Below are 25293 nucleotides of genomic sequence, written 5' to 3'. Positions count from 1 at the left end.
AGGTTAAGAGCCTCCTGCTCTACCAGCTGAGCTAACGGCCCCGCGAAAACTTAAAGCATAGCGAGTTAAAGAAAATTACAACCCTCTTCTTGCTTTATCATCACGTACCAATAGTTAAAAAATTATTGTTGCACTGTGATAGACAGAAATTAATGCATAAACAAGAAGAGGTATCACTTTTATTAACATAAGTTTGATATTCATTTTTACAGGCCAGTGTAGAATTAATGTTGCTAATCATTCAAAAACTGTGCCTTTTTCAAGCTGTTTTATTGTAAAATATTATTTTGTTTTTAAGAAAAATGTTCGCTTCTATAAATTTACGTTAGGATATTGTTTTTACTGTAGTTTTAAAACGGTATATTTGATCCTTTAACTAGTTTGTTTCTACTATTTAGCTAGTTGGTTTTCTTATCTAACCAGGGTCTGCCGGCAATAATTGTAGTAAAATCGTTTGTATTTGGTTGATAAATGATCACAATATACCGATAATATCCAGCCAGATTTTGTTTAAATATAAATTTTATTACAAAAATATCGTAACTTTTTAATTTTTAATGAGAATTACCTTGTTTAGAAAATTTTTTATTGTAGCTTTGCTTTTTTTACTGTATTGGTGAATACCGGTTTTGCTCATAAACGACTTATTGCTATCACTATTGATGACTTGCCTTTTGTAGGGGAAGCCAAAAATTTTCATTTAAATATGATTATTGATGCCATTAAATCGCATGAAGTTCCGGCAACAGGGTTCATTATTGCTGGCGAGGTTAGTCCTGATAATTGGAAGATGTTACATAAATTCCGTGATTCCGGGCTGGGATTGGGCAATCATACTTTTTCACATTTAAATTTAAATAAAGTAGATACAGAAGCTTATATTGAAGAGATTGATGCAGCAGACAAAATGTTAATGCCCGTTCTCACTGAACCAAAATTTTTCCGTTATCCTTATTTAGCAATGAGTGGCGGTACTAAAAAAGACAAAGTATTACGCTACCTTTCAAAAAATAATTATCATGTTGCACCAATTACAATTGACAGCAAGGATTTTATTTTTAATCAGCTTTTATTGGATGTACCACAGAATCAACGGCGTAGCTTTCTTGGGGCATTAAAAGTAGCTTATATCGATTTTATCTGGCAGCAGACTTTAAAGGCAGAAGAGCATGCTCGCTATAACCACAAATCAGATCAAGCACAAATTTTGTTAATCCATGCCAACTTGCTGAATGCTTATGTATTACCTGACATTATTAATCTTTATAAGCAAAATGGTTTTACCTTTGTTAGTTTAGAGGATGCTTTAGACACCTCTGCTCCTATAAAATGCTTGCTAAGAAGGAAATATCTCAAAGTGATGTCAAGATAGAAGAATATCTGGATTGGGATTAGCAGGATTGAATAGGGTGTGAAGCAAGCAAAAATTGACGGAGGCTTTTACAATTCTTAGATAATAATATAAGGAATTAACATATAGGAATTGTATTTTGGTGGTTAGTGATTTCGTCGTTTTCAACCCCGGTTTCTGATAAGTCTTTTTCCCGCGCGACTTTTCCGTGATCTGAATGAAAATGTTCAATATCATTCTGTACCACAGATTCAGCGCCTTCTTCAACGTTCTCGACCTGTTTTATAACTCTATATTCAAGGCTATTTTGGACGGTTTTTCGGGCTTGGGCAGCATATTCTTGAACTGCATTAGTTGGCTGCAGCATTTGCAAGATCCATAGACTACTACCAAAGAGGCCGCCAGTCCCTGTGCCTGCCAGGACAGCAATATTTCCGCCCTTAAAAGCTCCCCAAATAGCCCCGACAATAGAACCACCTGGTCCGGCAGTTGAGCCAAGGGCGCCACCGATAGCTGCTCCAACGAGAGTACCCAGAACAATTGATAAACTGGCCAATAGAAAACCTTTAATGAATTGGCCAAAAATCTCCCACCCTGTAGGATTAGACTTTGCCTGCTCTTCATAGGTTTTAAGGAAATCAATTTTCTCTGCTTGATTATGGTTATCATCAGTAATGAACTCAAACGCTGTCTTGCATTTTATGAGTTGTTGATAAGCGTAATTCTGTTCCAAGTCAATGGGCTTGCCCTCTTGTATCTGATCCAAGAGTTCTGTTAAAAGCTTTTCTTTTAAGGCCGCAGTAGCAATTGCCATACTTGTTTTAATTTTTTTCCTTGACTTTTATCTTTATCTGCTTGGATAGAGGCTGCTAAGGGTTTAGCGAGGTATGTTTTTAATGAAGCGTCTATTTCATCACTGCATATAAGGATAGCTTTAATGGTTGCATCGTCAGGTTTATCGATAAGAAGTATTTGCAAATCTTTCTTAGCAGGAATCTGGCTTACCCAATGATTATTACCGAGGTTATCAAGAATAATGTCGGGGTTTTCGTCAGCATTGTATAGGGTTGCAGGGCTACCATTATAAAAAATTTTGAAATTAATCGGCCGTTGAATTGTATCTTCCCAACGTCCTTCTTCTTCAATATAGCGAGGCCCATCAGCAATAATAACTCTGTGTATTGTATTAAGGGCTTCTTCAGTGCCCCAGGAGCGAGGATTTTTTAACCTTTCTAAATAGGCACTAAGATATTCATGCTTATTTCGCTTAAAGAAAGCAACTACTTTCTGTTGAAAAAAGTCATCAATCGCTTTTAACGTTCGGTCTTTCTCTGCCTTAGCTAACTCGGTTGCATCTCGCTCTATGCCTTCAACCAGCTCCTCTCTTTCTTCAGGTTGATCCCCTTGTTTAAGGCGGGTTACCTCTTCAGCGATTCCTTCAGCTAACTCGGTTGTATAGGTATCAATTGCCCAATGTATTCCTGGAACTCGATAAATCTCTGCTTCGCTAAAGTTCCCTAGATAGTCCTGAATCTCTATTAGAGAGGCTAGCTCAGGATGCGTTTCTTCAATTTTGGCTTTAACTTCTTTTCTAAATTTATAAGCAGCGGCAGTATATAAGGAGGAGCCAAGAGGGTTGCTAAGGAAATCGGTGATCATTTTTTCAGCGGCGAGCTCTCTAAGTTTAGGCTCCAGGATGAATTCAATTTGTCGAATATCTCTCAGAGAGAAAAAACCTGGCTTCTCTAAAATTTCGCGTAAGATATTTTTTCCGCAGTATTTATGGCTAATAACTCAAAGATCTGCATTTGGTGTTCATGCGGCGAGCCAAGCGATTTAAGGTGATACATTAAGGAAATAGCGTATGCATAATACATACAACTTCCTTTGCCACTATTATCTATCACTCTCATATTAATTGATCCCTAAGATCATTGCTTAAATGAGTTTCATTGTACATTAAATAGATTAAGAGGAGATTAAATTTTCTATACAAAAGGAGAAAAACCTAATTTATTTATGTCTGTCTGTTATTCCATAAAAAGATCAATTTAATTGTCTTTGCCTATTTATTGAACCACATTGCTCAAAATTAAGTTGACCAATCACGCAATTAAATTTAAATTTAATCTATATGGCTAAAAAAGTAGTAAATGTTGTATTCAAAACAGGAAGGGAAATATTTATAAGGAGAGTCACGATGCTTGCAAAGGAAGATATTTTAAAAATAATAAACGAGTGTCGTAAGATGGGAGAGATAGGGCTTGATAATGGAATAATGGCATTAGTTCCAACCCTAAATGTAGATTTTTTATTACCACCAAAAGATTTTTTAGGGGTAAGTAATAACCCGGCAATCTTTGTAAATCATAATACTTATCGACTTTTGGGAAAGCATCATAATGTCTGGAAGAAAAATAAAACGATAGCAGTAAAAGAGGATTTCCTGGAGAAAGATCCAATGATGATCATTGGTATTATTGTCCATGAAGTGGGTCACGCTTTTAATGTGGCGGCAGGAATAACCAATTCTGAATCAAATGCTTATCTTTTTTGAAATTTGAAGTCCTGTCGTTTTGGGCTAAAACAAGAAATCCTATGTTGTTTAACGTCAGTATGAGTGATGTTCAGGCATTTTTTGAGTCGCGCCTTTCTATGTACCGTATGGAAACAAGAGGGAATGAAGATTTAGCGAGATTGGTTGAAGCAATTGAGCAAAATGAGATTTTTGCCTTGCCTCAGACGATTTCAGTAGAGTCAACCGAGGTTTTATCAATTTTAAGTTTAAGTAATTAGCGGTTTTATGAAGCTTGGAGGAGGGAGGTGCCTTTTGACTTCTAAAAGCAAAAGGCTAGATCTATATCACAACAAATTATGCTTGTACTTCAAAAGGCTTAGAAATAATACTTTTACTAGTTAAAGGCTTAGATTGAGTACTGTATTGTGACAAAGTATTCTTAGTCTGCATAAACGCTACTAAGAAAAAGCAACCAAATACGACTCTAAAGGCGATTTTAAAAAGGCTAATTCTTTCCATGAACTTTATCCTCCTTGTACAACAGATAGTCATTATCTGTATTTTCGCTCCAGTATTTAGGCTGGATTATAAGCTTAGACAATGTAAATTACATTCTGCAAATAAGTTTTATAAAGTTTATAAAAATTAACAAATGTTACATTTTTGTAAATGACATTTTATCGGATTAGAGGATATTGAGAAACGGTTTTCACCGCAGTCTTTTTGACCTGAGTAGGAAGTATCGGAAATTCGATACTTCCTATTCTAATTCTTTAGAATACTTTATTGCAAGAGTTATTTAGATTGATCTTTCCATTTTGGTGTATCCCTTTGATACCATGCAGCGAGCCTCAAAATTGCTACGTGCGTAAGAGCCTTCTGTATTTTCATCAAAATAACTTTGACGCATATCCCGTTCACACTCATAACTATCTCTTGCGTATTCTTGCGGTGAAACACCAGGTTTATCCCAGTAGGTTTGAGTGCAAGCGCTAAGAGTGAAAGCTAATACTAACAGCAAGCATTTTTTCATTTTTTCTCTCTAAACAGCTGTAAGGAAAATAATTTTGCAACATTATAGTATAGATTTTGAGTCAAGTAATCATTATAGAACCATTTGTTCAAATCGTATGCATTTTTGTTTTTGATAAAGTATATAACATCTTGATAAAAATGATTTTTATCAAGATGTTAATGAAAAATCGATTAACTAAGTTGAGGCTAATTTTCCGATGGAAACATAGCTGCAAGTGAATGCAAATGACTTTGCTTTTGGGGTTTTTGTCAAATGTAGATAATGATTATCACTAGACAGTAATCCGTTTAGCTCGAGAGCGACATCTACTTGGTGTAGATGATCGCGATGTGGTGATTCCCATTCACTAATTTGTTGTACTGCTCTTTGTTTTGCTTGCTGTTCATCAGTAGCCACAACAAAAATATTTTTATGCAGTTCTGTAAATTGTTGGGGATCATAACCACCTAGATTCAAAAAATAGAGTTTATCTGCGTTGTCAATGGGCGGCTCAGTTGAAATATGGATATTGTAACCATCGGCATAATCTAGTATTCCCCAGGCATCCAGATGCAAACTCGTTGGAATACCCCACCAGCTTTGCCGCAAGGTATGATAAGTTTCTTCGATACTATTAGCTACGACAAAGCGCATATCATGCAATTCAATCAAAGATTGATTATGTGTCCCCCCGATGTAAATAACAAATAAATGCATATAGGCACCCTGATAATGGCATTTCCATATGAAGCGAGTTTAAATTATCAGGAAGGTGATGACACGTAAAGAGGGGGGCTGGCGTCCCGGAGAGGATTCGAACCTCCGACCTGCCCCTTAGGAGGCGCAAAATGTATAATCTCATATAGTGTCGTTAAATCCAATAGTCCTTGTATATAAAAGCTTTTCCTTCATTGCTTAGTCTCATGTTGTCCGATAAAATGCACCAAAATCCGATGGTTTGGCTATACCCGTGGCTATACCCAAAATCATGAGGTAATTAATGGGTAAATTGACTGCAAAGCAGGTAGAACACTTAACAGCAGAAGGGAAAGAACGGCGCGAAGCTGATGGTGATGGGTTATTTCTTAGAGTTAGACCAAGCGGTGCTAAAAGTTGGTTGTTTTGTTATCGATTAGGCAGTGATAGACAATGGCTGCAGATGACTATTGGTTCTCTAAAAGATGTTTCCCTTAAAGAGGCTCGTGAGAAATTAAAAGAATTAAGACGCTTGGTTGCCGATGGGATTGATCCTAGAAACGCAAGGGCTGCGACAAAAGCAGAAAATACCCAAGCCGTCACGATGCAAGCCTTATTCAACTCGTGGATAGAGTTTATAAAAATCAGCAGCAATGTAACTGCCGTATGGATAAAGCGCCATGAAGATCGCTGGCGACTGCATTTAAAAGCTTGTTTAGGGAATATCTTGGCACGAGATATTACTCGAGCTCATTTATCAAGCGCCTTAGATGCAATGGTTCGCAAGGGAATAAAAGAAGAAACAAGAAAAGCACTGACAACCCTGAATCTAATGCTTGACTATGGCTTAACTCGCCATTTAGTTGAATCTAACCCTGCCAGGATGTTAAAGCCAAAGGATTTTTTGTGACTGCTGCGAAGCCTCGTGATCGAGTTCTAGCTCTGCCAGAACTACGTGAATTATGGAAAGCGCTTGAGCAGGCCAATGATCTGACCCCTACCAACAGTATTTCAAAAATGTCACTGGTAACTACGAGCGCTATAAAATTACTGCTTTTAACAGGGGCTCGTCGTTCAGAAGTGGCTGGGATGAAATGGTCAGAACTAAACTTTGAAACTGCGGAGTGGGTTTTACCTGCTGATAGAAGTAAAAACCGTCAAGCACACACAATGTATTTATCTGAGCTTGCAATAGCTATTCTGGAAGCTTTAAGGCCTATTTCTGGGCATTCTCTTTTTGTTTTCGATACAGGACGATATTTAGAGCACGGGCATATTCATGAGGATTCTTTAACAGGTGTGATTGCTCGGTTAAGAGGTGCTGTTAAAGGGACTAAGAAAAAACAGTAAATAACGCACCTTTAGAGCAAATGCAGCCGTTTACTATCCATGATTTGAGACGTTCTGCTGCAACAGCTTGGGGTGAGTATTTGAAAGCCGCTCCTCATGTCATTGAGCGTATGCTAAACCATCAGCCAGCAAATAAATTAGTCGCTACGTATCAGCGTGCTATTTATGCCGATGAACAAAACAGACTTGGCTTAAATGGGGCGAATTAGTTGAACGCATGGTAGCTAATGAACCCAACAACTTGGTTTTATTTTCTAAAATAGTTTCACGATAGGAAGCAGTATGAAAAATCCGGTGGTAGTTGATAAAAATTTAACTCAGTTATTGAAGGTCGATGAAGAAAGCGTACGCCAACTGTTGAGCGATGGGATCAAAGGTAATACCCCCTTTTTTATTATGAATACTAAAAGCAGCCAGTTTCAATTGCTTACGGTAGGGCAACTACAGCAGATCCAGAGTGCGCATCCAGCGAAGAAGCGAATTTATTTAGAAGAATCCCAGATGGCTATTTTTAATGGCAAAATGGGTAACGCGGCTCATAGTCAATTATGCAACTTCAGTGATTTATGGACGAGTAGCGACTATTTAAAAGAAATTCATCCCTTGGATAAAGAGGTATTAATGCCAGGTGATGAATATTATGCATCTGAACTAGATGTTGCCAATATGGTGCAACGCGCCCTCATCAATCAGAATATATCCCCCAAAGTTTTTAAAAAGCAGGCGCAGAAATACTTGAAGTTAAATTATCCCAATCTATCTGAAACTGCAATCATAAGAATAATTGCGATTATTAACCCTGACTGTAGTAAAAGCGGAGGTAGACCTAAAATAAATTAGAAAAACCCTCATAAGGTTTTCATCCAGTGTTTATATGGAAATTTAAAAACCTCATGCCTCTTTTTACCAAACCCCCTATAACTGTTTCAACTGTTTTGGGCTGTCATACCTTGTGAGACTGCATGAGTCTTAAACAAACATAGGTAGACATAACATGTATCAACTTCCAGAAAAAGGCTGTATTCGCCTTAAACATATTCTTCAGCTAATTGATGTCAGCAAATCAACATGGTGGAAAGGAGTTAAGGATGGCCGATTTCCACAACCCATAAAATTTGGTACTCGCCTGACAATGTGGCGTGTAGAAGATATACGAAAGCTTATTGAACAAGGAAATTGTAAATGGAAATGACGAATAATAGTACAATTTATAAAGGCAAAGGGGTACATGTAGAATTAATTAGAGCATCGAGTGTTAAACCGGAGCCTGTTCTTTGGTATTGGAGAGATTGGCTCGCTGCTGGAAAACTGCATGTGCTTGGAGGTGCGCCAGGTACTGGAAAAACCACCATCGCTTTAGATTTTGCAGCAGTAATATCTTCTGGAGGATGTTGGCCTGATGGATCAGCTGCAAGTTGCGGCAATGTGGTGATATGGAGCGGTGAAGATGATCACAAAGATACGTTAATCCCACGACTGCTTCAAGCAGGTGCAAATATGGATAACATATTTTTTATTGCAGGTGTTCAGGAGGGTCAGAAGAAAAGATCGTTTGATCCTGCCATTGATATGGAACCACTATTAAGAAAGCTTAAAGAAATTGGCAATGTCCGATTGTTAATAATTGACCCTATTGTCTCTGCTGTTACAGGTGACAGCCATAAAAATGCAGAAGTCAGACGAAGCTTACAACCTTTGGTTGATTTGGCTGGAAGATTAGGTTGTGCTTTATTGGGGATTACACATTTTTCCAAAGCAACCCATGGGCGGAACCCGGTTGAACGATTAACTGGCAGTTTGGCTTTCGGAGCGTTAGCACGTGTAGTTCTTGTGGTTGCTAAGTTATCCAAAGAGGATGAAGAAGACGAAATGACTTGGTTATTAATGCGTGCTAAATCCAACATTGGGCCAGACGAAGGCGGATTTGTATACCAGTTACAGCAAAATGAACTGGCAAATCATCCAGGGGTATGTGGAGCATTTATCAAATGGAAACAGTTTGTCGAAGGTTCTGCCCGAGATTGGCTTGCATCTGCTGAAAAGACAAATGAAGGTAAGCGTCAAGGGGTACTGGAAAAAGCAATTCAGTTTTTATCAAAACTGCTAGCGAATGGACCATTACCTCAGACGGACATTGAAGAGCAATATCTAAATGCAGGATATTCACACTCAACGATCAGGCGGGCGAAATCCACTTTACAGATTCAGTCAGTCAAAGCAGGTGGATATTTTGGTGGTGAGGAGCAGCAATGGCTCTGGTTATTACCAAAAACGGTCACTGAGGATATAGGTTGAAGATGATCAAAAATTCAGAAGATGCTCAAAAATAATATTGATCATCTTATAATAAACTGAACATGTTCTGCAGGTCTTGAATCATTGATTGAGATTCAAATTCTGATTTGAAACGATGGTGGGAGGGGGGTATCGGGTTTTTGGACGTGGTAGGGTCATCCGGTGGTGTATAACTTTCCCTATATCTCTGCCAGTCAATTTATATGGTGCGTAAAATTTAACCACCCATGTGTTTGATGTATCTTGATCTTTCATTCTTTATCTTTGATAATCATTAGCATTATTTCTTGACTGGTGAGAGGTCTATCTTGGAAACAACAATAGATAAATGGATTTCAGTAGAAAGCGTGGCTGAATATCTGGATGTTTCATCAGTAACCATCTATCGCTGGCTTGAAAAGGGAAAAATCCCAGCGCATCGAGTGGGTAAACAATGGCGCTTTAAATCCAGTGAAATTGATGCATGGGTCATTTCTGGAAATGCAGCAGAACAATCTACCGAAACAGAATAGAGATTTTTATGTTAGAAGATATCCAAAAAAGTTATGGTCTACCGCTGACAAGTTGCGTGCAAATATGGATGCAGCAGAATATAAGCATATAGTGCTGGGGTTAATCTTTTTAAAGTACATCTCTGATGCCTTTGAAATGCGCCGTCAAGAGTTAAATAAGCGCTTCATGGACTCAAGCGATGAGTATTTTCTTCCAGATGCTGATGCAGAAATGCTTGCCGAAGAATTAGAAGACCGCGATTACTACAAAGTAGTGAATGCTTTTTGGGTTCCAGCAGCCGCTCGTTGGGAAAGTATTCGTGCGCGGGCTAAACAGGCCGATATTGGCAAGTTAATTGATGATGCGCTGTCACTAATAGAGGCAGACAATCCCAAGCTTAAAGGAATACTGGACAAACGCTATGCTCGCGCGCAATTGCCAGATGGCAAGTTAGGAGAATTAGTTGATGTAATCTCATCAATTGGCTTTGGTGCGGCTAACCAAAATGCAAAGGATTTACTGGGCCAAGTATACGAATATTTTCTCGGTCAGTTTGCCAGTGCGGAGGGTAAAAAAGGTGGGCAGTTCTATACTCCTGCAAGCATAGTACGAACATTAGTTGCTGTTTTAGCCCCTCATGAAGGCAAAGTATACGACCCATGTTGTGGTTCGGGTGGTATGTTTGTCCAGTCTGAAAAATTCATTGAAGCTCATGGAGGCAAAATTGGTGATGTCTCTATTTACGGTCAAGAATCAAACCCAACCACCTGGCGTCTGGCTGCAATGAACCTTGCCATTCGCGGCATCGACTTTAACTTTGGCAAAGAGCCTGGCGATTCCTTTACTAAAAACCAACACCCTGATTTACGTGCTGACTTTGTTTTAGCTAATCCACCGTTTAACATTTCTGACTGGTGGCATGGTAGTTTAGAGAGTGACCCACGGTGGGTATATGGAACGCCCCCGCAAGGTAATGCAAACTATGCTTGGTTACAGCATATGTTGTACCACCTGAAACCGAATGGTCGAGCTGGTATCGTATTAGCGAATGGCTCTATGAGCTCAAGCCAGAACAGCGAAGGTGATATTCGCCGAAAAATGGTAGAAGCAGATGTCGTAGAATGCATGATTGCTTTACCAGGCCAGTTATTTTTTAACACTCAGATTCCAGCCTGTTTATGGTTCCTTACTAAACAAAAATCAATCCGCAAAGGTGAAGTATTATTTATTGATGCTCGTAAGCTGGGAACGATGATTAGCCGTTCACAGCTTGAACTCACCGATACTGACATCCAGAAAATTGCTGATGTTGTGCATGCATGGCGAGCAGATGGCGAAACCAAAGCAGATTATGCTGATATTCCAGGATTTTGTCGTAGCGTCACTTTAGCTGAAATTGCAGAACATGGTCATGTATTAACACCAGGTCGTTATGTAGGTGCTGAAGCGGTTGAGGATGATGACGAAAGCTTCATGGAAAAAATGCAGCATCTCACTGAAAAATTAGGTGAGCAAATGGCAAAGGGAGCCGAATTAGATGTCATTATTCGTAATAATTTGGCCAAGCTTGGATTTGAGATTTAATCATGAATGAACAGAAGAATATAGCTCATAATGTTGAGTACAAAAAATGGATTACTGATTTAAGATCCAAGTTAAAGCAAGCCCAGCTTAAAGCGGCGGTTACAGTTAATCAGCAGCTATTAATGTTCTATTGGGATCTTGGAACAGATATTCTCGAGAAACAGAAAATCACGGCTTGGGGCGAAGGACTTCTCAAGCAATTAAGCCAAGATTTAATGAGCGAATTCCCCGATATGAAAGGATTTTCAGAGCGAAATCTGAGACTCATTCGTCAGTGGGTTCAGTTCTGGGTTGATAGTTCTTCAAATTGGCAACAAGCTGTTGCCGAATTAACGCAAATCCCATGGGGCCATAATCAAGTCATTATTAATAAATGTAAAAGCTCTGAAGAGGGACTTTATTACATTAGAAATACAATCGAGTATGGCTGGAGTCGAAGCGTTTTAACGCATCAAATTGAAAGCAATCTCTGGCAACGTGAAGGTAAAGCCCTCTCTAATTTCACCAAAGCGCTCCCATCCCCTCAGTCTGATTTAGCGCATCAAACATTGAAAGACCCTTATGTTTTTGATTTTTTACGTCTAACCAAAGGCTATGATGAAAGAGATCTAGAGCAAGGATTGATTGAACACATTACCCAATTTCTTTTAGAGCTTGGCGCAGGCTTCGCCTACATTGGCAGACAAGTACCGCTCCAGGTTGGTGAACGTGAATTCTTTATAGACTTATTGTTCTATCACACTCGGCTTCATTGTTATCTAGTCGTCGAATTAAAGAATGTAGACTTTGAACCTGAGCATGTGGGTAAGTTGAATTTTTACATCAAAGCGGTGGATGCTCAATTACGACGCCAAGGTGATGAGCCTACGATTGGCCTTCTGCTCTGCAAAAGTCATGATAAATTAGTCGTAGAATATGCTCTTAGCGATGTTAACAAGCCTATAGGCGTATCTGAGTACCAGATTACTCAATCGTTGCCTGAAGAGCTTAAATCTAGCTTGCCTACTGTGGAAGAGATTGAGGCTGAATTGGGTGGGGAAACTAATAATGAGTAATAACTTATTTCAGCTGGGTGATTTAATTACAATCAAGCATGGATTTGCTTTTAAAGGTGAGTATTTTAGTGAGAAACCGACACATTATCAGTTAGTGACTCCAGGTAATTTTGCACTTGGCGGAGGATTTCAACTAGGTAAAGGAAAATTTTACTCAGGACCAATCCCTGAGGATTACATCCTACAGACTAATGATCTAATAGTTACTATGACTGATCTAAGCAAACAGGCAGATACACTTGGATTTGCTGCAAAAGTTCCCAAAACGGAAGGGACAACGTGGTTGCATAATCAGCGAATTGGATTGGTGCAAGTTAAGAAAGACTCCAAATTATTACCAGAGTATTTATATTATTTAATGCGAAGCGATCGATATCGACAGAATATTGTTGCTAGTGCAACAGGTTCGACTGTTAAACATACATCTCCCGGTCGCATATACGCATACAAATTTAATCTTCCTTCAATGGATGAGCAAATCGGATCGCATCAATTTTAGCTAGCCTGGATGATCGTATTATTTTACTACGCGAAGCTAATTTTACTCTCGAAGCAATCGCACAAGCCCTTTTCAAATCATGGTTTATCGATTTCAACCCCGTACACGCAAAAGCAGAAGGCCGTGAACCTGAAGGAATGGATGCAGAAACAGCAGCACTTTTTCCTGATAGTTTTGAGGAGTCGATTTTAGGACTCATACCCAAGGGCTGGCATGTAACCAATTTAGATGATGCTTATGAGATCAATCCAATTAGAAAATTAAAAAAGGGTGAATTAGCGCCTTATTTAGATATGTCAAATGTACCAACAAGGGGACATCATGCTGATAAGGCTCTTTTGCGAGAAATGAAATCAGGCACCAAGTTTATTAATGGAGATACTCTTCTCGCACGAATTACACCTTGCTTAGAAAATGGTAAAACTGCTTTTGTTGATTTTTTAGATGACAATCAGATTGGCTGGGGTTCAACTGAGTTTGTAGTATTGCGACCTAAGGAACCTATTCCTCCATATCATGGATATTTACTGGCTCGTCATAGCGCATTTCGAGAATTTGCAATTCAAAGCATGTCTGGTACAAGTGGACGACAACGAATACAAAATAATGTTCTTGGTCGTTATTCAATAGTAGTTCCAGATTATCGTGTTTTAGAATTTTTTGGATCAATTGTGTCTTCAATCCAGCAAAAAATCTCGTTAAATTCTAGGCAGGCAAAACTTCTTGCCTCTCAGCGTAATATATTATTGCCTAAATTAATTTCTGGCCTAATGTCAGCTAAAGAAAAAATGAAGGCGTATGAAGCATGAGCAAGACTAGGAGTCGTAAAGTTAGCTCAATTAAATCAGAGCTTGTAAAAAAATCGAGAGAGGCTGTATTAGCAGCGGTACAGATATTTAACAACCCTAATATTAGTTTTAAATCTGAATCGTATATTATTTTAATGATCATAGGTTGGACATACCTTTTGCATGCTTATTATAGAGGTAAAGGTATTGAATATCGCTACCATAAAGAGTCAGGTAAAAGACGACAATTTGAAAAACTAAACATGGTGCTTATAAATACTGGGAGCTCGAATGTTGTCTTAATGAAAAATATTCTCCTATAGATAAAGACACCTGTAATAATCTTAAATTTCTGATCGGTCTTCGCCATGAAATAGAGCATCGTATGACATCACGTATAGATGACTTGCTTAGTGCCAGACTCCAAGCTTGTTGTCTTAATTACAATAGGTATCTGAAACAATTCTTTGGAGATAAATTAGGAATCGAGCATTATCTTTCATTTAGTCTTCAATTCTCATCTATTAGTCAAGAACATATAGATTTGCTTAAGGAGCAAAAGAACTTACCAAAACATATTCTTTCCTATATTGCTGACTTTGATGAAGAGCTTTCATTGGAAGAATTTTCTAGTCAACAATACGCATACAGGATTATCTTTGTTCCTAAGCTCGTTAATAGAAAGGGACAGGCAGATCGCTTAATAGAGTTTGTCAAAAGTGATTCTTCATTGGCTAAAAACGTTAATAAGGAATATGCCGCTATCAAAGAAACCGAAAAAACAAAGTACTTACCAGCTCAAATTGTAGCATTAATGCATAAGGAAGGTTACTCGAAATTCAAAATTAACAATCATACTGACTTGTGGAAGAAATTTGATGCTAAGAATCCAGCAAATGGATTTGGAGCAATGGTGGCAAATAAGCAATGGCATTATTACGATGCATGGGTCGATATAGTTAGGAAGCATTGCAAAGATATGGGGAGCAAATACAAGTGATGACCGAAGACAAACTCGAGCAAGAGATGCTAAGTTGGCTAGCTGAAATCGGTTATACCCATATTTATGGCCCAACCATTGCCTGTGATGGCGAAGCACCAGAACGCAGCAACTATCAAGACATATTACTAATAGAACGGTTACGAAGGGCTATCAACCAGCTCAATCCTGAAATTCCCTTAGCAGCTCGCGAAGATGCCTTACAGCAAGTGCGTGATTTAAACACGCCAATTTTATTATCAGCTAACCGTCGCTTACATAACTTTTTAGTAAATGGTGTTCCCGTAGAGTATCAGAAGGACGGTGAAACTCGAGGTGATTTTGTTCGTTTAATTGATTTTGAAACGCCCACAAACAACGAGTGGTTGGCTGTTAATCAATTTTCTATTAAAGGTGAAAAACACACTCGACGGCCAGATATCCTTTTGTTCATTAACGGGTTGCCATTGGTATTAATTGAATTAAAAAATTCGGCTGATTTAAATGCTGATATAGGGAAAGCATTTAATCAAATCCAAACCTACAAAGAACAAATTCCAGATATCTTTCAATACAACGAAATTTTAATCATTTCAGACGGTAGTGAAGCGCGTATGGGCTCACTTTCTGCCAATATGGAGCGGTTTATGTCATGGCGCACCATTGATGGAATAACGCTTGATCCACTTGGCCCATTTGGTGAACTTGAAACGTTGACACGTGGCATACTTGCCCCTGCTTATTTTTTGGATTACCTACGATTCTTCATCTTGTTTGAGGATGATGGTGAGCTTGTCAAAAAAATTGCAGGATACCATCAATTCCACGCGGTACGTGCTGCTATCCAACAAGTGATCACTGCTTCGCGACCAGACGGTAATAAAAAAGGTGGGGTTGTTTGGCATACCCAAGGGAGCGGAAAAAGTATCACCATGACGTGCTTCGCCGCACGAGTGATGCGCGAAGTGGCGATGGAAAACCCCACCATTGTTGTTATTACCGATCGCAATGATCTAGATGGTCAGTTATTCGGTGTTTTTTCGCTTGGTCAAGACTTGCTGCGTGAGCAGCCTGTTCAAGCTGAATCACGGCAAGATTTGAGGGCGAAATTAAGCAACCGCCCATCGGGTGGGATTGTGTTTGCTACTATCCAAAAATTCATGCTGGGTGAAGACGAAGATATTTTTCCTGTCTTATCGGATAGACGCAATATTGTTGTCATTGCTGATGAAGCACATCGGACTCAGTATGGTTTTACAGCAGAACTTAAAGGCAAATCTGGCCAAGAGAAATATAATGTGGGGTATGCGCAGCATTTACGGGATGCCCTACCTAATGCAACCTTTGTGGCCTTTACCGGAACCCCTGTTTCAAGTGAAGATCGCGATACTCGAGCAGTGTTTGGTGATTACATCCATATCTATGATATGCAACAAGCCAAAGAGGATGGTGCAACCGTTGCTATTTATTATGAATCTCGGCTTGCCAAGTTATCTTTAAATTTAGATCAAATCCCAAAACTCGACGATGATATTGATGAATTAGCAGAGGATGAAGAGGATAACGAGCAAGCCAAACTGAAATCACGCTGGGCTGCTTTAGAAAAAGTAGTGGGTGCTGAACCTCGCATTAAACAAGTAGCTGCTGATTTAATTAGCCACTTTGAAGAGCGGAATAAAGCACAATATGGCAAAGCCATGATTGTGGGTATGAGCAGAGATATTTGTGTTCACCTTTATAATGAGATTATTGCTTTACGTCCCAGAATGGCATAGTGACGATCCAACTAAGGGAGTAGTAAAAGTCGTTATGACAGGCACTCCTAGCGATAAAGCTTTATTACGCCCTCATATTTACTCTAAACAGGTTCGTAAAGACCTGGAGAAGCGCTTTAAGAAGCCAGATGATGGGCTGCGCTTGGTCATTGTTCGTGATATGTGGCTGACTGGTTTCGATGTGCCTTGTGCCCACACGTTATACATTGATAAGCCAATGAAAGGCCACAACCTTATGCAAGCCATAGCCCGAGTAAATCGTGTCTTTGGGGACAAGCAAGGTGGTTTGGTGGTTGATTATATTGGTATCGCTAATGATCTGAAGAAAGCCCTGAAAGACTATACAGCAAGTAACGGTCATGGCAGACCCACTGTTGATGCCTATGAAGCCTATGCCTTATTAGAAGAAAAATTGGATGTACTGCGCTCAATACTTCATGGATTTGATTACAGTAGTTTTCTAACCAGTGGCCATAGTCTTCTTGCAAAAGCCGCCAACCATGTATTAGGTATAGATGATGGTAAAAAGCGTTTTGCCGATACAACACTGGCTATGTCGAAAGCCTTTAGTCTCTGTTGCACTTTAGATGAAGCACGAGCTGTTCGTGAAGAAGTAGCCTTTATGCAGGCTGTAAAAGTAATCCTGACTAAACGTGATTTTACAGCTAAAAAACGTACCAATGAAGAACGAGAGCTAGCTATCCGGCAAATCATAAGCTCTGCAGTAGTGTCTGATGAGGTCGTCGACATCTTCGATGCTGTGGGTTTAGATAAGCCGAATATTGGTATTCTTGATGAAGAGTTTCTTGCGGAAGTGCGAGAATTACCCGAGAGAAACTTAGCAGTGGAATTGCTAGAGCGTTTGCTTGAAGGTGAGATTAGAACCCGTTTTGCAACGAACGTTATACAGGAGAAAAAATTCTCGGATTTGTTGGTGAATACCATTAGACGGTATCAAAACCGCGCTATTGAAACAGCGCAGGTGATGGAAGAATTATGTGATATGGCCAAAAAATTTAAAGAAGCGGTTAATCGCGGAGAAGAATTAGGCCTTAATGAGGATGAGTTGGCTTTTTACGATGCATTGGCCAATAATGAGGCATCCGTGAAAGAGTTAGGCGAGGAAACACTTAAAAAAATAGCGCATGAACTGACAGAGAACCTACGCAGAAATGTAAGTGTTGATTGGTCTGTTCGAGAGAGCGTGAGAGCTAAATTGCGTTTGATGGTTAAACGTATTTTACGTAAGTATAAATACCCTCCTGATAAGCAGGAAGATGCGGTGGAATTGGTTTTAAGGCAGGCTGAATCTTTAACTAAAGATTGGACATAAATTGTTATGTTTTAATTCACTATTTTTAGAGGATGAATAATTTGAAATGTGATCAGTGTGATAACTCAGCTATGTTTACTATTGGTCCAAACGAAACTCCTGTTTGTTTAAATTGCTACAAGGTTTGGAAGCAAATCACTATTGATGAAATGAATATGTTGCATAGAGAAATGCAATGGGCAGATAAAACATTGCTCGAAATTCTTGGCTTTCAACCGAATGAGCCAGCTATTAATAATATTGGTATAAATATGGGGAACGTAAATCATATCAATAATAGTACTGTTGGAGTAGTTAATAATGGAGAAATTCGAACCAACTCAATCAAAATAGCAATTGATTCTTTAGAAAAAATAATCAGAAAGAAATAGCGTATACATTGAAAGAGTTAAGCAATTTTCTTCTAAACGAATCTTCCTTTTCTGATGCGCAAAAAAGTCCACGCTAGAACTAACTGAATTTATAGCGGAAGAAGCAAATAAACCGTCTGAAAATAGAAAAAAGGATTAATTTTTGAGGCCATAGTGAAGCTAGAGACATTTTTTCCCTTTTAACAAATGGCCCAGCTCTTTGGAGTAAATATGGTCCATATCTGATAGGTTTCTTTTCATGAAAAAACTAATGACGGATGGTTATTATTTTCCGCATCAGATTTAGTCATTTTCTTAGGCTGCCACCATGCAACATACCTTGATTTGAAATGTCTGAGTGGCGAGATTAAACCAGCAGAAGACAGTACCTCAAATAAATTACTTCAAGACAAGGGATATGAGCACGAAAAGAATTACCTTCAATCGCTGAAAGATAATGCTAAAGTCATCTTTGAAATCTCTAAAGATCAGCCTTCAGAAGTCCGCACCCGCCAAACTACTGATGCATTACAATCGGGACCTGAGATTATTTATCAAGCAAGGCTTACTGATACCCCATGGCATGGTGATGCTGATTTTTTAATTAAGACTAATACACCATCTAAATTAGGCGCGTTCAGCTATGAAGTACTGGACACAAAATTAAGTAGGTCTCACGAACCAAAACACATCATGCAGTTGTGTGTCTACAGTGACCTCCTGGAAAAAGTGCAAGGAGTGCGTCCTAAACTGATGCATTTGGTTCTGGGCGATGGTTCGCATGTTAAATTTAACGTGGATGATTTTTTCATTATTACCAGAAGGCTAAGCAACGATTTGAATCCTATGCAAATAATCCACCTACCAACTCTTATCCAGAGCCTTGCGCTCATTGCCTTTTATGTCATTGGCGTGATCGTTGCACAGAGCTTTGGCAAAATGATGATCATTTAAATTTGATTGCAAATATTCAGCGGTCTCAAATTGATAAGCTATTAAAAGCCAGTGTTAACACCGTAGCTGATTTAGCAGACTTGCCAGTAGACAGTAAGATTGAAGAATTAAATCAAGACGTTTTCTTGAGGCTTCGTTCTCAGGCTGTGTTGCAAACTTATAAGCGCAATATGAATCAAAACAAGTTAGAGATCCTTGAGTCTCTGCCTGGTAAAGGATTTGCACGTTTACCTCTTCCAGACAAGGGCGATCTATTTTTTGATATGGAAGGCGATCCTCTTTATCAAGGCGGGCTTGAATACCTGTTTGGGATATATTATCTCAAGGATGGGAAAGAAACCTTTCTTCCATTTTGGGCGCATAATCATCAAGAAGAGCAACAGACCTTTGAGCTATTCATGGCATTCCTTGCGCAACATTTAAGTCATTATCCATATGCCCATATTTACCATTACAATCATTATGAAACCACCGCTTTAAAGCGCTTAGCGTGTCAATATGGGGTTTGTACTGAGCAGGTAGATAACTTATTGCGCCAGAAAAAATTTGTCGATTTATACAAGGTTGTGCGTGAAAGTATTCGTACTTCTGAGCCGGGTTACTCCATCAAAAACCTTGAAACTTTTTATATGGAGAAAAGGGACAATGCTGTTGCCACGGCTATGGATAGTATTGTGGTTTATAACCAATGGCGTGAGTCAGGTGATGATGCGCTTCTTCAAGAAATAGCTGATTACAATGAGGTTGATTGTATCTCAACCGCGCGCTTACGTGATTGGCTTGTAACATTAAGACCTGAAGAGGTTGAATGGTTTAAAAATCAAGCTCAAGAAGATACGGCAGAACCAACAGCACGTAAAGACTGGGAAATTGAATATGAGAAATACCACAACCTTTTAACCATTGGTACAGACGATGGAAATGCCCTTTTACGACAGCGAATATTAGATTTATTAGAGTTTCATAATCGAGAAGCTAAACCGCAATACTGGGCAATGTTTGAGCGACAGGATAAGTTTGAAGATGAGTTAATCGATGATACGGATTGTATTGGTGGATTGATTCGATTTGGGGAACTAGAGGAAGAAAAAAGTTCATTTGTCTATAGCTATCACTTTCCAGCTCAAGAATACAAAGTAAAAGTAGGAGATGGGGTAATTGACACCGCAACCTTGGAGTCAGTGGGAACTGTCTTTGCTATTGATGAAAATGAAGGAGTCGTTAAGCTTAAGAGAGGCAAAAAGCAGGCACCACCGCCAGATCGTTTTTCAATTGGTCCTGGAAGACCCATAGATGCTAAAACCATGCGAGCTGCTATTTACAATGTCGCTGATAATATTATTGAAGGAAATCCTCATTGCTATCAGGCAATTAAAGATATATTAAATAAATCATTGCCTCGTATTCGTGGAAAAATTGCTGGTTCACCTTTAATCACCTCAACTGATCTCCAGAACGAAACGCTGGAGATAATAAATAATTTGGATAATAGTTATCTGTTCATCCAAGGCCCACCTGGAGCTGGCAAAACGTATACCAGCAGTCATATTATCATTGAGCTTATGCGACGCGGCAAAAAGATCGGTGTTGCAGCCAATGCCCACAAAGCCATTCATAATTTATTGGATAAAATTGAAGCTGTTGCTTCAGCGCAGGGATATCAATTTGACGGGGCAAAAAAGGCAAGCAAAGGAAGTGTTGAATCTTACTATGATGGGCGATGCATAAAGAGCATAGAGAAAACAGAAGCACTCACTTTGAATGAAAATCTTGTTGCAGGGACCGCATGGTTTTTTCAAATGAGTATTTGAAAGGTCAACTCGATTATTTGTTTATCGATGAAGCAGGCCAGGTTGCTGTAGCTAATGTTGTTGCTATGGGTATAGCTACTAAGAATATCATATTAATCGGCGATCAAATGCAGCTTGGGCAGCCTATTCAAGGCACTCATCCTGGTGAAGCAGGTCTTTCAATTCTCGATTTTCTTCTTGGTGATCATGCGACTATTCCACCTGAGCAAGGTATATTTTTAGATAATACTCGAAGAATGCGTCCAAGCGTTTGTCAGTTCATTTCAGACGCCTTTTATGAAGGTAGGCTTCACGCGCACGAATCAACCTTTAATCGCTCTTTAATATTTAATGGGATTGCTTTACCTGAAGAAGGAATCCATGTAATTGATGCTACTCATGTAGGATGCTCTCAAAAAAGTATTGAAGAGGGCGTAATCGTTAAGCAGCTTTATCAGGAGCTACTTAAACAGCAGTTTAAAGAAGATGGTAAAGAGCCACGTACAATAACTTACAAAGACATCCTCGTTGTGACTCCCTATAACGTGCAGGTCAATTATTTACGGTCTATTTTGCCAGAAGACGCACAAGTAGGTACGGTAGATAAGTTTCAAGGGCAAGAAGCGCCTATTGTCCTGGTTTCCATGGTGACCTCAAGTGCAGAGGATTTACCGCGCAATATTGAGTTTCTCTATAGTAAGAATCGGTTGAATGTAGCCATATCCCGCGCTCAATGCTTATCAGTGGTTGTAGTGAACCCAAATTTAATGGAAGTGCCCTGTAAGACAGTGCAGCAAATGAAGCTGGTGAATACCTTTTGCTGGCTTACTGGGATGAGTAGCAATTGATTTGGCTATACCTGTGGCTATACCCCAATTAAAAAACGAAACTAAAAATTCAAAATTAAAATCGTAAATCATTGATAAATATGGCGTCCCGGGCAGGATTCGAACCTGCGACCTGCCCCTTAGGAGGGGGCTGCGCTATCCAGCTGTGCCACCGGGACTTCATAAAACCGTAGCAAGTCTAACGCCATCAATCTGAAATAACAATAATCTGGAGCTTGCTTTGGGTGGTTAATGAATCACATGCTCACATAATTGGGGCCGCCGCCACCTTCCGGCGCGCACCAGAGAATATTTTGACGAGGATCTTTGATGTCACAGGTTTTGCAATGAATGCAATTTTGGGCATTGATTTGTAATCTAGGGCCAGCTTCTTCTTCAACGATTTCATAGACGGCAGCAGGGCAGTAACGTGTTTCAGGAGAACAATATTGTCGATAATTCACTTCTATTGCGAGTTTGGGATCACGAAGTTTTAAATGACAAGGCTGGTTCTCTTCATGGTAAGTATTTGATAAATAAACAGAAGAAAGACGATCAAAGGTGAGCACACCGTCTGGTTTCGGATACTCAATTTTTTAGCTTTGGCAGCGGGAAGTAGAGTTGAGTAATCAGCATCATTTTTAAAGTCCACGGGGATTTCCCATGACTGATATAGGTTTCAAAGGCCGCATTGATTAGACCAATCCATAAACCATAACGAAAACCCGGGCGAATGTTTCTTACTTTATATAATTCATCAGCAAGCCAGGATTGTTTTACTTTTTCTGGATAAGTACTGAGTTCTACTTGCGAGGTGTGTTCGTTCTTTAGAAGCTCGAAACAAGCTTCTGCTGCAAGCATACCGGATTGCATGGACGTGTGAATGCCTTTAATTTTAGGTACGTTCAGAAAACTGGCGGCATCACCAATTAATGCTCCTCCTGGAAAGCTAAGTTTAGGCATTGCTTGCCAACCACCTTCATTTAAGGCTCGTGCTCCATAGCTAATACGTTCACCATTTTTAGTAGTTCAGATATAAAAGGATGGGTTTTGAAGCGTTGCAGTTCAGCAAAGGGACTTAACCAGGGGTTCTTATAATCTAAACCGACTACAAAACCAATTGCGACTCGGTTATTTGATAAATGATAAATAAAAGAACCACCATAAGTTGCATTATCAAGAGGCCAACCGACGGTGTGTATCACTTTACCACGCTGATGTTTATCGGCTGAGACTTGCCAGATTTCTTTGATCCCTAAACCGTAGGTTTGGGGTTGAACTTCATCACATAAACGAAAACGATGCATTAACGTTTGGCTGAGTTGACCACGGCAACCCTCTGCAAAAAGAGTTTGTTTGGCATGCAAATGCATTCCGGGTTGGTAATTCGGTGTTTTATTGCCGGTTTTATCAACGCCAACATCGCCTGTTGCTACACCGATGACCTGTCCTTTCTCATTGTATAAAACGTCTGTTGCTGCGAAGCCTGGATAAATTTCACAACCAAGGCTTTCAGCTTGGGTTGCTAGAAACTGACAAAGCTCTCCTAAGCTGATAATGTAATTCCCATGATTTTGCATTGGTTTAGGAGTAGGGAGGCGATAAGCCCGTTTGCTACTAAGAAATAAATAAATCCTGGCTAACTGGTGTGTCTAATGGAGCATCTTGCCAAGTATCAGGTAATAATTCTTTCAAACTACGTGGTTCAAGGACTGCACCTGATAGAGTGTGAGCACCAATTTGGGCTCCCTTTTCAAGAATGCAAACATGAAGCGCTCTATTTTCCTTGATTGCCAACTGCTTTAATTTGATGGCAGCGGACAAGCCAGCAGGTCCTGCACCGACAACGACCACATCATATTCCATTGTTTCGTGTTCCACCTCAACTCCTTAACCATCAAAAAGGAAAAATCATCGCTTTTATCCCGTTTAAGATCAAGATGAATTACATAGTAACTTTATTGTTTTTATTGCCATCAGTGATGAAGATTATTTTTAATCTATAGTAATTAAGAATAATTAAAAAATGAAGGGATTATGAAAGAAACCTATCGTTGCGTTATTACAGAAAAAAGCTAAATGGAAAATCGTTTATTGCTGAAGATAAAGAAGTATCTATGGGACCTCTAGGCATTTTTGATTTTTGGGCAACAGAGGAAATACCAGCACCTTTGCGAGGTAAAAACAGCCTACAAGGGAAACCGACGCGCTTAGAACCTCTACCGAACGGTACACTATTTCGTTTATTTGAAATTCAGCCCACAGAGAAGAATTTATCACTTGACCAAGCTGAAAAAAAGCACAGGCTGCTTTTGCTGCGGCCGATGCTTCTCACTGCAGAGTTGATACTCGATTGAATCCAATGATGCATACGACTAACAGCATTGATTATGTTGTTCTGCTTAAAGGTGAGGTAACTCTGCTATTGGACGAAGGCGAGGTTAATTTGAAACCTTTCGATGCTGTTGTTCAACGGGGAACCAATCACTATTGGATTAACAAAAGCGGTGAATCGGCTTTGCTTTTGGGTGTATTGATTGCTGGTTACGATAGTTAGCGGTTAATGCTAAGTCGAGCCGATGATTTTTATTTCCCTTGTAGTTTCTCTGAAGTAATAGGAAAGCGGTTGATGCATCGATAAATGCTTGATTATTGATGCATTTGATCTACACTAAATGTATCTGGCTAATAATAACGCAAAATGGATTTGGTTAGTTCTTTGATGCACTTAGGCAAGTGTTTGCTACTGGAAAAAGAAGAAACCCTTTATATATCGGTTCGGTAAAAAGTAATCTTGGCCATTTGGAAGCTGCGGCAGGCATGGCTGGGCTTATTAAAACGGTTTTAATGTTACAGTATAAGCAAATTCCTCCTAATTTGCATTTTAAAACAGTGAATCCCCTCATTGAACTAAATACTATTCCGGCAAAAATACCGATTCAACTCGAGCCGTGGAAAACACTTAATACAAACAGTCGATATGCTGGAGTAAGTTCTTTTGGTTTTACCGGTATAAATGTGCATTTAATTTTGACTGAAATCCCATAAAATGAGTGGGAGGTGAGAGTGGGTAAGGAAATTATTGCTGTTTTTGATTTTGATGGAACGTTGACGCTGGGGCCGCCAAGCCGTTCAATGTTTATAAAGCAGTTAGTCAGTCGGTCGAGGTATGTACAAGGCTTATTATTACAACCTGTTTTCTTCGGTTTAAGACAACTGCGGTTTATTGATAAGCAGCAGGAAGCCAATTATTTCGATCGATTGTTTTTAGCAGGTCTTGATAAAGAAAACTAAGTTCTCAAGCGGATATTTTTATTTCTCAGGTATTAGTCGGGCAACTACGCCAAGAAGCTATAGCACGTTTACGTTATCATCAACAGCAAAGACATGTTTGTATTGTTGTAAGCGGTGCCTGGGATATTTATCTTAAGCCATGGGCCAAGCTATATGGAGTTAACCATGTTTTATGTACAGAACTCGAATTCGATCCGATGACCAATAAAAGTACAGGCCGCATGTCAAAACAATATTGCCTCGGTCCAGAAAAATTACACCGCTTTAAAAAATTATACGCTAATCGGGATGAATATATTCTTTTATGCTTACGGTGATAGCGAACAAGATAGAGAGTTATTAGCTTAT

Annotated in this window: 30 protein-coding genes, 1 tRNA gene and 3 pseudogenes; 28 read left to right on the top strand and 6 right to left on the bottom strand. The window is 39.3% G+C overall.

Annotated elements, in window-relative coordinates; translation table 11 throughout:
* The first annotated feature begins 616 nt into the window (after positions 1-616).
* On the top strand, positions 617-1372 hold the full coding sequence (locus BN58_RS25240; RefSeq protein WP_019217216.1) for a polysaccharide deacetylase family protein: 756 nt from the start codon (positions 617-619) through the stop codon (positions 1370-1372).
* Between the two features lie 97 nt (positions 1373-1469).
* On the opposite strand, the gene BN58_RS13085 is transcribed toward BN58_RS25240, so the two are convergent.
* Together BN58_RS13085 and BN58_RS13080 are read right to left on the bottom strand one after the other, a co-directional pair.
* Positions 1470-2165, bottom strand: a complete 696-nt coding sequence (locus BN58_RS13085; RefSeq protein ID WP_019217215.1) for a hypothetical protein — start codon at positions 2163-2165, stop codon at positions 1470-1472.
* Positions 2141-3010 (bottom strand): OTU domain-containing protein, encoded by an 870-nt coding sequence (locus tag BN58_RS13080; protein ID WP_019217214.1) that lies wholly within the window; start codon positions 3008-3010, stop codon positions 2141-2143. The genes BN58_RS13085 and BN58_RS13080 overlap by 25 nt, the downstream gene beginning before the upstream one ends.
* A gap of 475 nt (positions 3011-3485) precedes the next feature.
* Between BN58_RS13080 and BN58_RS28675 the strand changes: the two genes are divergently transcribed.
* Both BN58_RS28675 and BN58_RS28670 read left to right on the top strand, forming a co-directional pair.
* Complete coding sequence (locus tag BN58_RS28675; RefSeq protein ID WP_156812518.1) at positions 3486-3908, top strand: hypothetical protein; 423 nt, start codon at positions 3486-3488, stop codon at positions 3906-3908.
* Positions 3905-4147: a hypothetical protein gene (locus tag BN58_RS28670; RefSeq protein ID WP_019217211.1), complete on the top strand. Its 243-nt coding sequence runs from the start codon at positions 3905-3907 to the stop codon at positions 4145-4147. The genes BN58_RS28675 and BN58_RS28670 overlap by 4 nt, the downstream gene beginning before the upstream one ends.
* A 521-nt stretch (positions 4148-4668) precedes the next feature.
* On the opposite strand, the gene BN58_RS13060 is transcribed toward BN58_RS28670, so the two are convergent.
* Positions 4669-4902 carry a hypothetical protein gene (locus BN58_RS13060; RefSeq protein WP_019217209.1) on the bottom strand — a complete coding sequence of 78 codons (234 nt, stop codon included), beginning with the start codon at positions 4900-4902 and terminating at the stop codon, positions 4669-4671.
* Positions 4903-5079: 177 nt separating this feature from the next.
* Entirely contained in the window at positions 5080-5601 is a 522-nt protein-coding gene (locus BN58_RS13055) for a DUF1543 domain-containing protein (protein ID WP_019217208.1), read from the bottom strand.
* 283 nt (positions 5602-5884) lie between these two features.
* Between BN58_RS13055 and BN58_RS13050 the strand changes: the two genes are divergently transcribed.
* The 20 genes and pseudogenes from BN58_RS13050 (at position 5885) to BN58_RS25200 (ending at position 21672) form a co-directional block, all read left to right on the top strand.
* Entirely contained in the window at positions 5885-6490 is a 606-nt protein-coding gene (locus BN58_RS13050; RefSeq protein WP_026069466.1) for an integrase arm-type DNA-binding domain-containing protein, read from the top strand.
* On the top strand, positions 6487-6930 hold the full coding sequence (locus BN58_RS13045; protein WP_019217207.1) for a tyrosine-type recombinase/integrase: 444 nt from the start codon (positions 6487-6489) through the stop codon (positions 6928-6930). The genes BN58_RS13050 and BN58_RS13045 overlap by 4 nt, the downstream gene beginning before the upstream one ends.
* Positions 6931-6950: 20 nt before the next feature.
* The gene (locus BN58_RS25230; RefSeq protein ID WP_040916540.1) at positions 6951-7139 is read left to right on the top strand and encodes a site-specific integrase; all 189 of its coding nucleotides are present in this window, start codon (positions 6951-6953) and stop codon (positions 7137-7139) included.
* Between the two features lie 73 nt (positions 7140-7212).
* Complete coding sequence (locus BN58_RS13035; protein WP_019217206.1) at positions 7213-7770, top strand: hypothetical protein; 558 nt, start codon at positions 7213-7215, stop codon at positions 7768-7770.
* Positions 7771-7924: 154 nt separating this feature from the next.
* Entirely contained in the window at positions 7925-8122 is a 198-nt protein-coding gene (locus BN58_RS13030) for a helix-turn-helix transcriptional regulator (protein ID WP_019217205.1), read from the top strand.
* Positions 8119-9225, top strand: a complete 1107-nt coding sequence (locus BN58_RS13025) for an AAA family ATPase (protein ID WP_198009899.1) — start codon at positions 8119-8121, stop codon at positions 9223-9225. Before BN58_RS13030 ends, BN58_RS13025 begins: the two co-directional genes overlap by 4 nt.
* Before the next feature lie 308 nt (positions 9226-9533).
* On the top strand, positions 9534-9737 hold the full coding sequence (locus BN58_RS13020) for a helix-turn-helix domain-containing protein (protein WP_232220603.1): 204 nt from the start codon (positions 9534-9536) through the stop codon (positions 9735-9737).
* Entirely contained in the window at positions 9685-11301 is a 1617-nt protein-coding gene (locus tag BN58_RS13015; RefSeq protein ID WP_408605491.1) for a class I SAM-dependent DNA methyltransferase, read from the top strand. The genes BN58_RS13020 and BN58_RS13015 overlap by 53 nt, the downstream gene beginning before the upstream one ends.
* Before the next feature lie 2 nt (positions 11302-11303).
* Complete coding sequence (locus BN58_RS13010) at positions 11304-12356, top strand: PDDEXK nuclease domain-containing protein (protein WP_019217201.1); 1053 nt, start codon at positions 11304-11306, stop codon at positions 12354-12356.
* Entirely contained in the window at positions 12349-12855 is a 507-nt protein-coding gene (locus tag BN58_RS31840) for a restriction endonuclease subunit S (protein ID WP_019217200.1), read from the top strand. The genes BN58_RS13010 and BN58_RS31840 overlap by 8 nt, the downstream gene beginning before the upstream one ends.
* Positions 12856-12992: 137 nt before the next feature.
* Entirely contained in the window at positions 12993-13664 is a 672-nt protein-coding gene (locus BN58_RS31835; RefSeq protein ID WP_019217199.1) for a restriction endonuclease subunit S, read from the top strand.
* A complete protein-coding gene (locus BN58_RS37875; RefSeq protein WP_198009898.1) occupies positions 13661-13966 on the top strand; it encodes a DUF3644 domain-containing protein in 306 nt (101 codons plus the stop codon). Before BN58_RS31835 ends, BN58_RS37875 begins: the two co-directional genes overlap by 4 nt.
* Positions 13930-14643, top strand: a pseudogene (locus BN58_RS25215) (DUF3644 domain-containing protein); the annotation flags it as partial. The gene BN58_RS37875 and the pseudogene BN58_RS25215, both read left to right, overlap by 37 nt.
* Entirely contained in the window at positions 14643-16397 is a 1755-nt protein-coding gene (locus BN58_RS31825) for a type I restriction endonuclease subunit R (protein WP_232220604.1), read from the top strand. The pseudogene BN58_RS25215 and the gene BN58_RS31825, both read left to right, overlap by 1 nt.
* Positions 16348-17730 (top strand): DUF3387 domain-containing protein, encoded by a 1383-nt coding sequence (locus BN58_RS31820; protein WP_232220600.1) that lies wholly within the window; start codon positions 16348-16350, stop codon positions 17728-17730. The genes BN58_RS31825 and BN58_RS31820 overlap by 50 nt, the downstream gene beginning before the upstream one ends.
* Positions 17731-17771: 41 nt before the next feature.
* Positions 17772-18101, top strand: a complete 330-nt coding sequence (locus BN58_RS12985) for a hypothetical protein (RefSeq protein WP_019217198.1) — start codon at positions 17772-17774, stop codon at positions 18099-18101.
* Between the two features lie 324 nt (positions 18102-18425).
* Entirely contained in the window at positions 18426-19034 is a 609-nt protein-coding gene (locus BN58_RS34375) for a hypothetical protein (RefSeq protein WP_051131913.1), read from the top strand.
* Positions 18971-19807 (top strand): annotated as a pseudogene (locus tag BN58_RS37870) (TM0106 family RecB-like putative nuclease); the annotation flags it as partial. The gene BN58_RS34375 and the pseudogene BN58_RS37870, both read left to right, overlap by 64 nt.
* Positions 19808-20029: 222 nt before the next feature.
* The gene (locus BN58_RS37865; RefSeq protein WP_408605492.1) at positions 20030-20845 is read left to right on the top strand and encodes an AAA family ATPase; all 816 of its coding nucleotides are present in this window, start codon (positions 20030-20032) and stop codon (positions 20843-20845) included.
* Positions 20821-21672, top strand: a complete 852-nt coding sequence (locus BN58_RS25200) for a DEAD/DEAH box helicase (protein WP_051131911.1) — start codon at positions 20821-20823, stop codon at positions 21670-21672. Before BN58_RS37865 ends, BN58_RS25200 begins: the two co-directional genes overlap by 25 nt.
* Before the next feature lie 81 nt (positions 21673-21753).
* Here BN58_RS25200 and BN58_RS12970 read toward each other — a convergent pair.
* Both BN58_RS12970 and BN58_RS37070 read right to left on the bottom strand, forming a co-directional pair.
* Positions 21754-21830 (bottom strand) — tRNA-Arg (locus BN58_RS12970).
* A gap of 78 nt (positions 21831-21908) precedes the next feature.
* Positions 21909-23532, bottom strand: a pseudogene (locus BN58_RS37070) (electron transfer flavoprotein-ubiquinone oxidoreductase).
* Between the two features lie 173 nt (positions 23533-23705).
* On the opposite strand from BN58_RS37070, the gene BN58_RS28660 reads away from it, so the two are divergent.
* The 5 genes from BN58_RS28660 (at position 23706) to BN58_RS37860 (ending at position 25262) form a co-directional block, all read left to right on the top strand.
* Positions 23706-24008, top strand: coding sequence for a cupin domain-containing protein (locus tag BN58_RS28660; RefSeq protein ID WP_019217197.1), 303 nt, complete (start codon positions 23706-23708; stop codon positions 24006-24008).
* Positions 24009-24013: 5 nt separating this feature from the next.
* On the top strand, positions 24014-24208 hold the full coding sequence (locus BN58_RS28655) for a cupin domain-containing protein (protein WP_156812517.1): 195 nt from the start codon (positions 24014-24016) through the stop codon (positions 24206-24208).
* 179 nt (positions 24209-24387) lie between these two features.
* A complete protein-coding gene (locus BN58_RS12940) occupies positions 24388-24699 on the top strand; it encodes a hypothetical protein (RefSeq protein ID WP_019217195.1) in 312 nt (103 codons plus the stop codon).
* Positions 24700-24717: 18 nt separating this feature from the next.
* Positions 24718-24945: an HAD family hydrolase gene (locus BN58_RS12935; protein ID WP_019217194.1), complete on the top strand. Its 228-nt coding sequence runs from the start codon at positions 24718-24720 to the stop codon at positions 24943-24945.
* Between the two features lie 14 nt (positions 24946-24959).
* On the top strand, positions 24960-25262 hold the full coding sequence (locus tag BN58_RS37860) for a haloacid dehalogenase-like hydrolase (protein WP_083852202.1): 303 nt from the start codon (positions 24960-24962) through the stop codon (positions 25260-25262).
* The last annotated feature ends 31 nt before the right edge of the window (positions 25263-25293 follow it).

The sequence above is a fragment of the Legionella tunisiensis genome (assembly GCF_000308315.1).
Taxonomy (GTDB): domain Bacteria; phylum Pseudomonadota; class Gammaproteobacteria; order Legionellales; family Legionellaceae; genus Tatlockia; species Tatlockia tunisiensis.
Note: the sequence above shows the minus strand (reverse complement) of the source record. Positions and strands in the feature narration are given on the sequence as shown.

Bases quoted from the DNA above. Each gene is read 5' to 3' on its own strand.
- BN58_RS13085 (WP_019217215.1), bottom strand. From the start codon at position 2,165: ATGGCAATTGCTACTGCGGCCTTAAAAGAAAAGCTTTTAACAGAACTC.
- BN58_RS13080 (WP_019217214.1), bottom strand. From the start codon at position 3,010: ATGATCACCGATTTCCTTAGCAACCCTCTTGGCTCCTCCTTATATACT.
- BN58_RS28675 (WP_156812518.1), top strand. From the start codon at position 3,486: ATGGCTAAAAAAGTAGTAAATGTTGTATTCAAAACAGGAAGGGAAATA.
- BN58_RS13060 (WP_019217209.1), bottom strand. From the start codon at position 4,902: ATGAAAAAATGCTTGCTGTTAGTATTAGCTTTCACTCTTAGCGCTTGC.
- BN58_RS13055 (WP_019217208.1), bottom strand. From the start codon at position 5,601: ATGCATTTATTTGTTATTTACATCGGGGGGACACATAATCAATCTTTG.
- BN58_RS13050 (WP_026069466.1), top strand. From the start codon at position 5,885: ATGGGTAAATTGACTGCAAAGCAGGTAGAACACTTAACAGCAGAAGGG.
- BN58_RS25230 (WP_040916540.1), top strand. From the start codon at position 6,951: ATGCAGCCGTTTACTATCCATGATTTGAGACGTTCTGCTGCAACAGCT.
- BN58_RS13035 (WP_019217206.1), top strand. From the start codon at position 7,213: ATGAAAAATCCGGTGGTAGTTGATAAAAATTTAACTCAGTTATTGAAG.
- BN58_RS13030 (WP_019217205.1), top strand. From the start codon at position 7,925: ATGTATCAACTTCCAGAAAAAGGCTGTATTCGCCTTAAACATATTCTT.
- BN58_RS13025 (WP_198009899.1), top strand. From the start codon at position 8,119: ATGACGAATAATAGTACAATTTATAAAGGCAAAGGGGTACATGTAGAA.
- BN58_RS13015 (WP_408605491.1), top strand. From the start codon at position 9,685: ATGCATGGGTCATTTCTGGAAATGCAGCAGAACAATCTACCGAAACAG.
- BN58_RS13010 (WP_019217201.1), top strand. From the start codon at position 11,304: ATGAATGAACAGAAGAATATAGCTCATAATGTTGAGTACAAAAAATGG.
- BN58_RS31840 (WP_019217200.1), top strand. From the start codon at position 12,349: ATGAGTAATAACTTATTTCAGCTGGGTGATTTAATTACAATCAAGCAT.
- BN58_RS31835 (WP_019217199.1), top strand. From the start codon at position 12,993: ATGGATGCAGAAACAGCAGCACTTTTTCCTGATAGTTTTGAGGAGTCG.
- BN58_RS37875 (WP_198009898.1), top strand. From the start codon at position 13,661: ATGAGCAAGACTAGGAGTCGTAAAGTTAGCTCAATTAAATCAGAGCTT.
- BN58_RS31825 (WP_232220604.1), top strand. From the start codon at position 14,643: ATGACCGAAGACAAACTCGAGCAAGAGATGCTAAGTTGGCTAGCTGAA.
- BN58_RS37865 (WP_408605492.1), top strand. From the start codon at position 20,030: ATGTTTGAGCGACAGGATAAGTTTGAAGATGAGTTAATCGATGATACG.
- BN58_RS25200 (WP_051131911.1), top strand. From the start codon at position 20,821: ATGGTTTTTTCAAATGAGTATTTGAAAGGTCAACTCGATTATTTGTTT.
- BN58_RS28655 (WP_156812517.1), top strand. From the start codon at position 24,014: ATGATGCATACGACTAACAGCATTGATTATGTTGTTCTGCTTAAAGGT.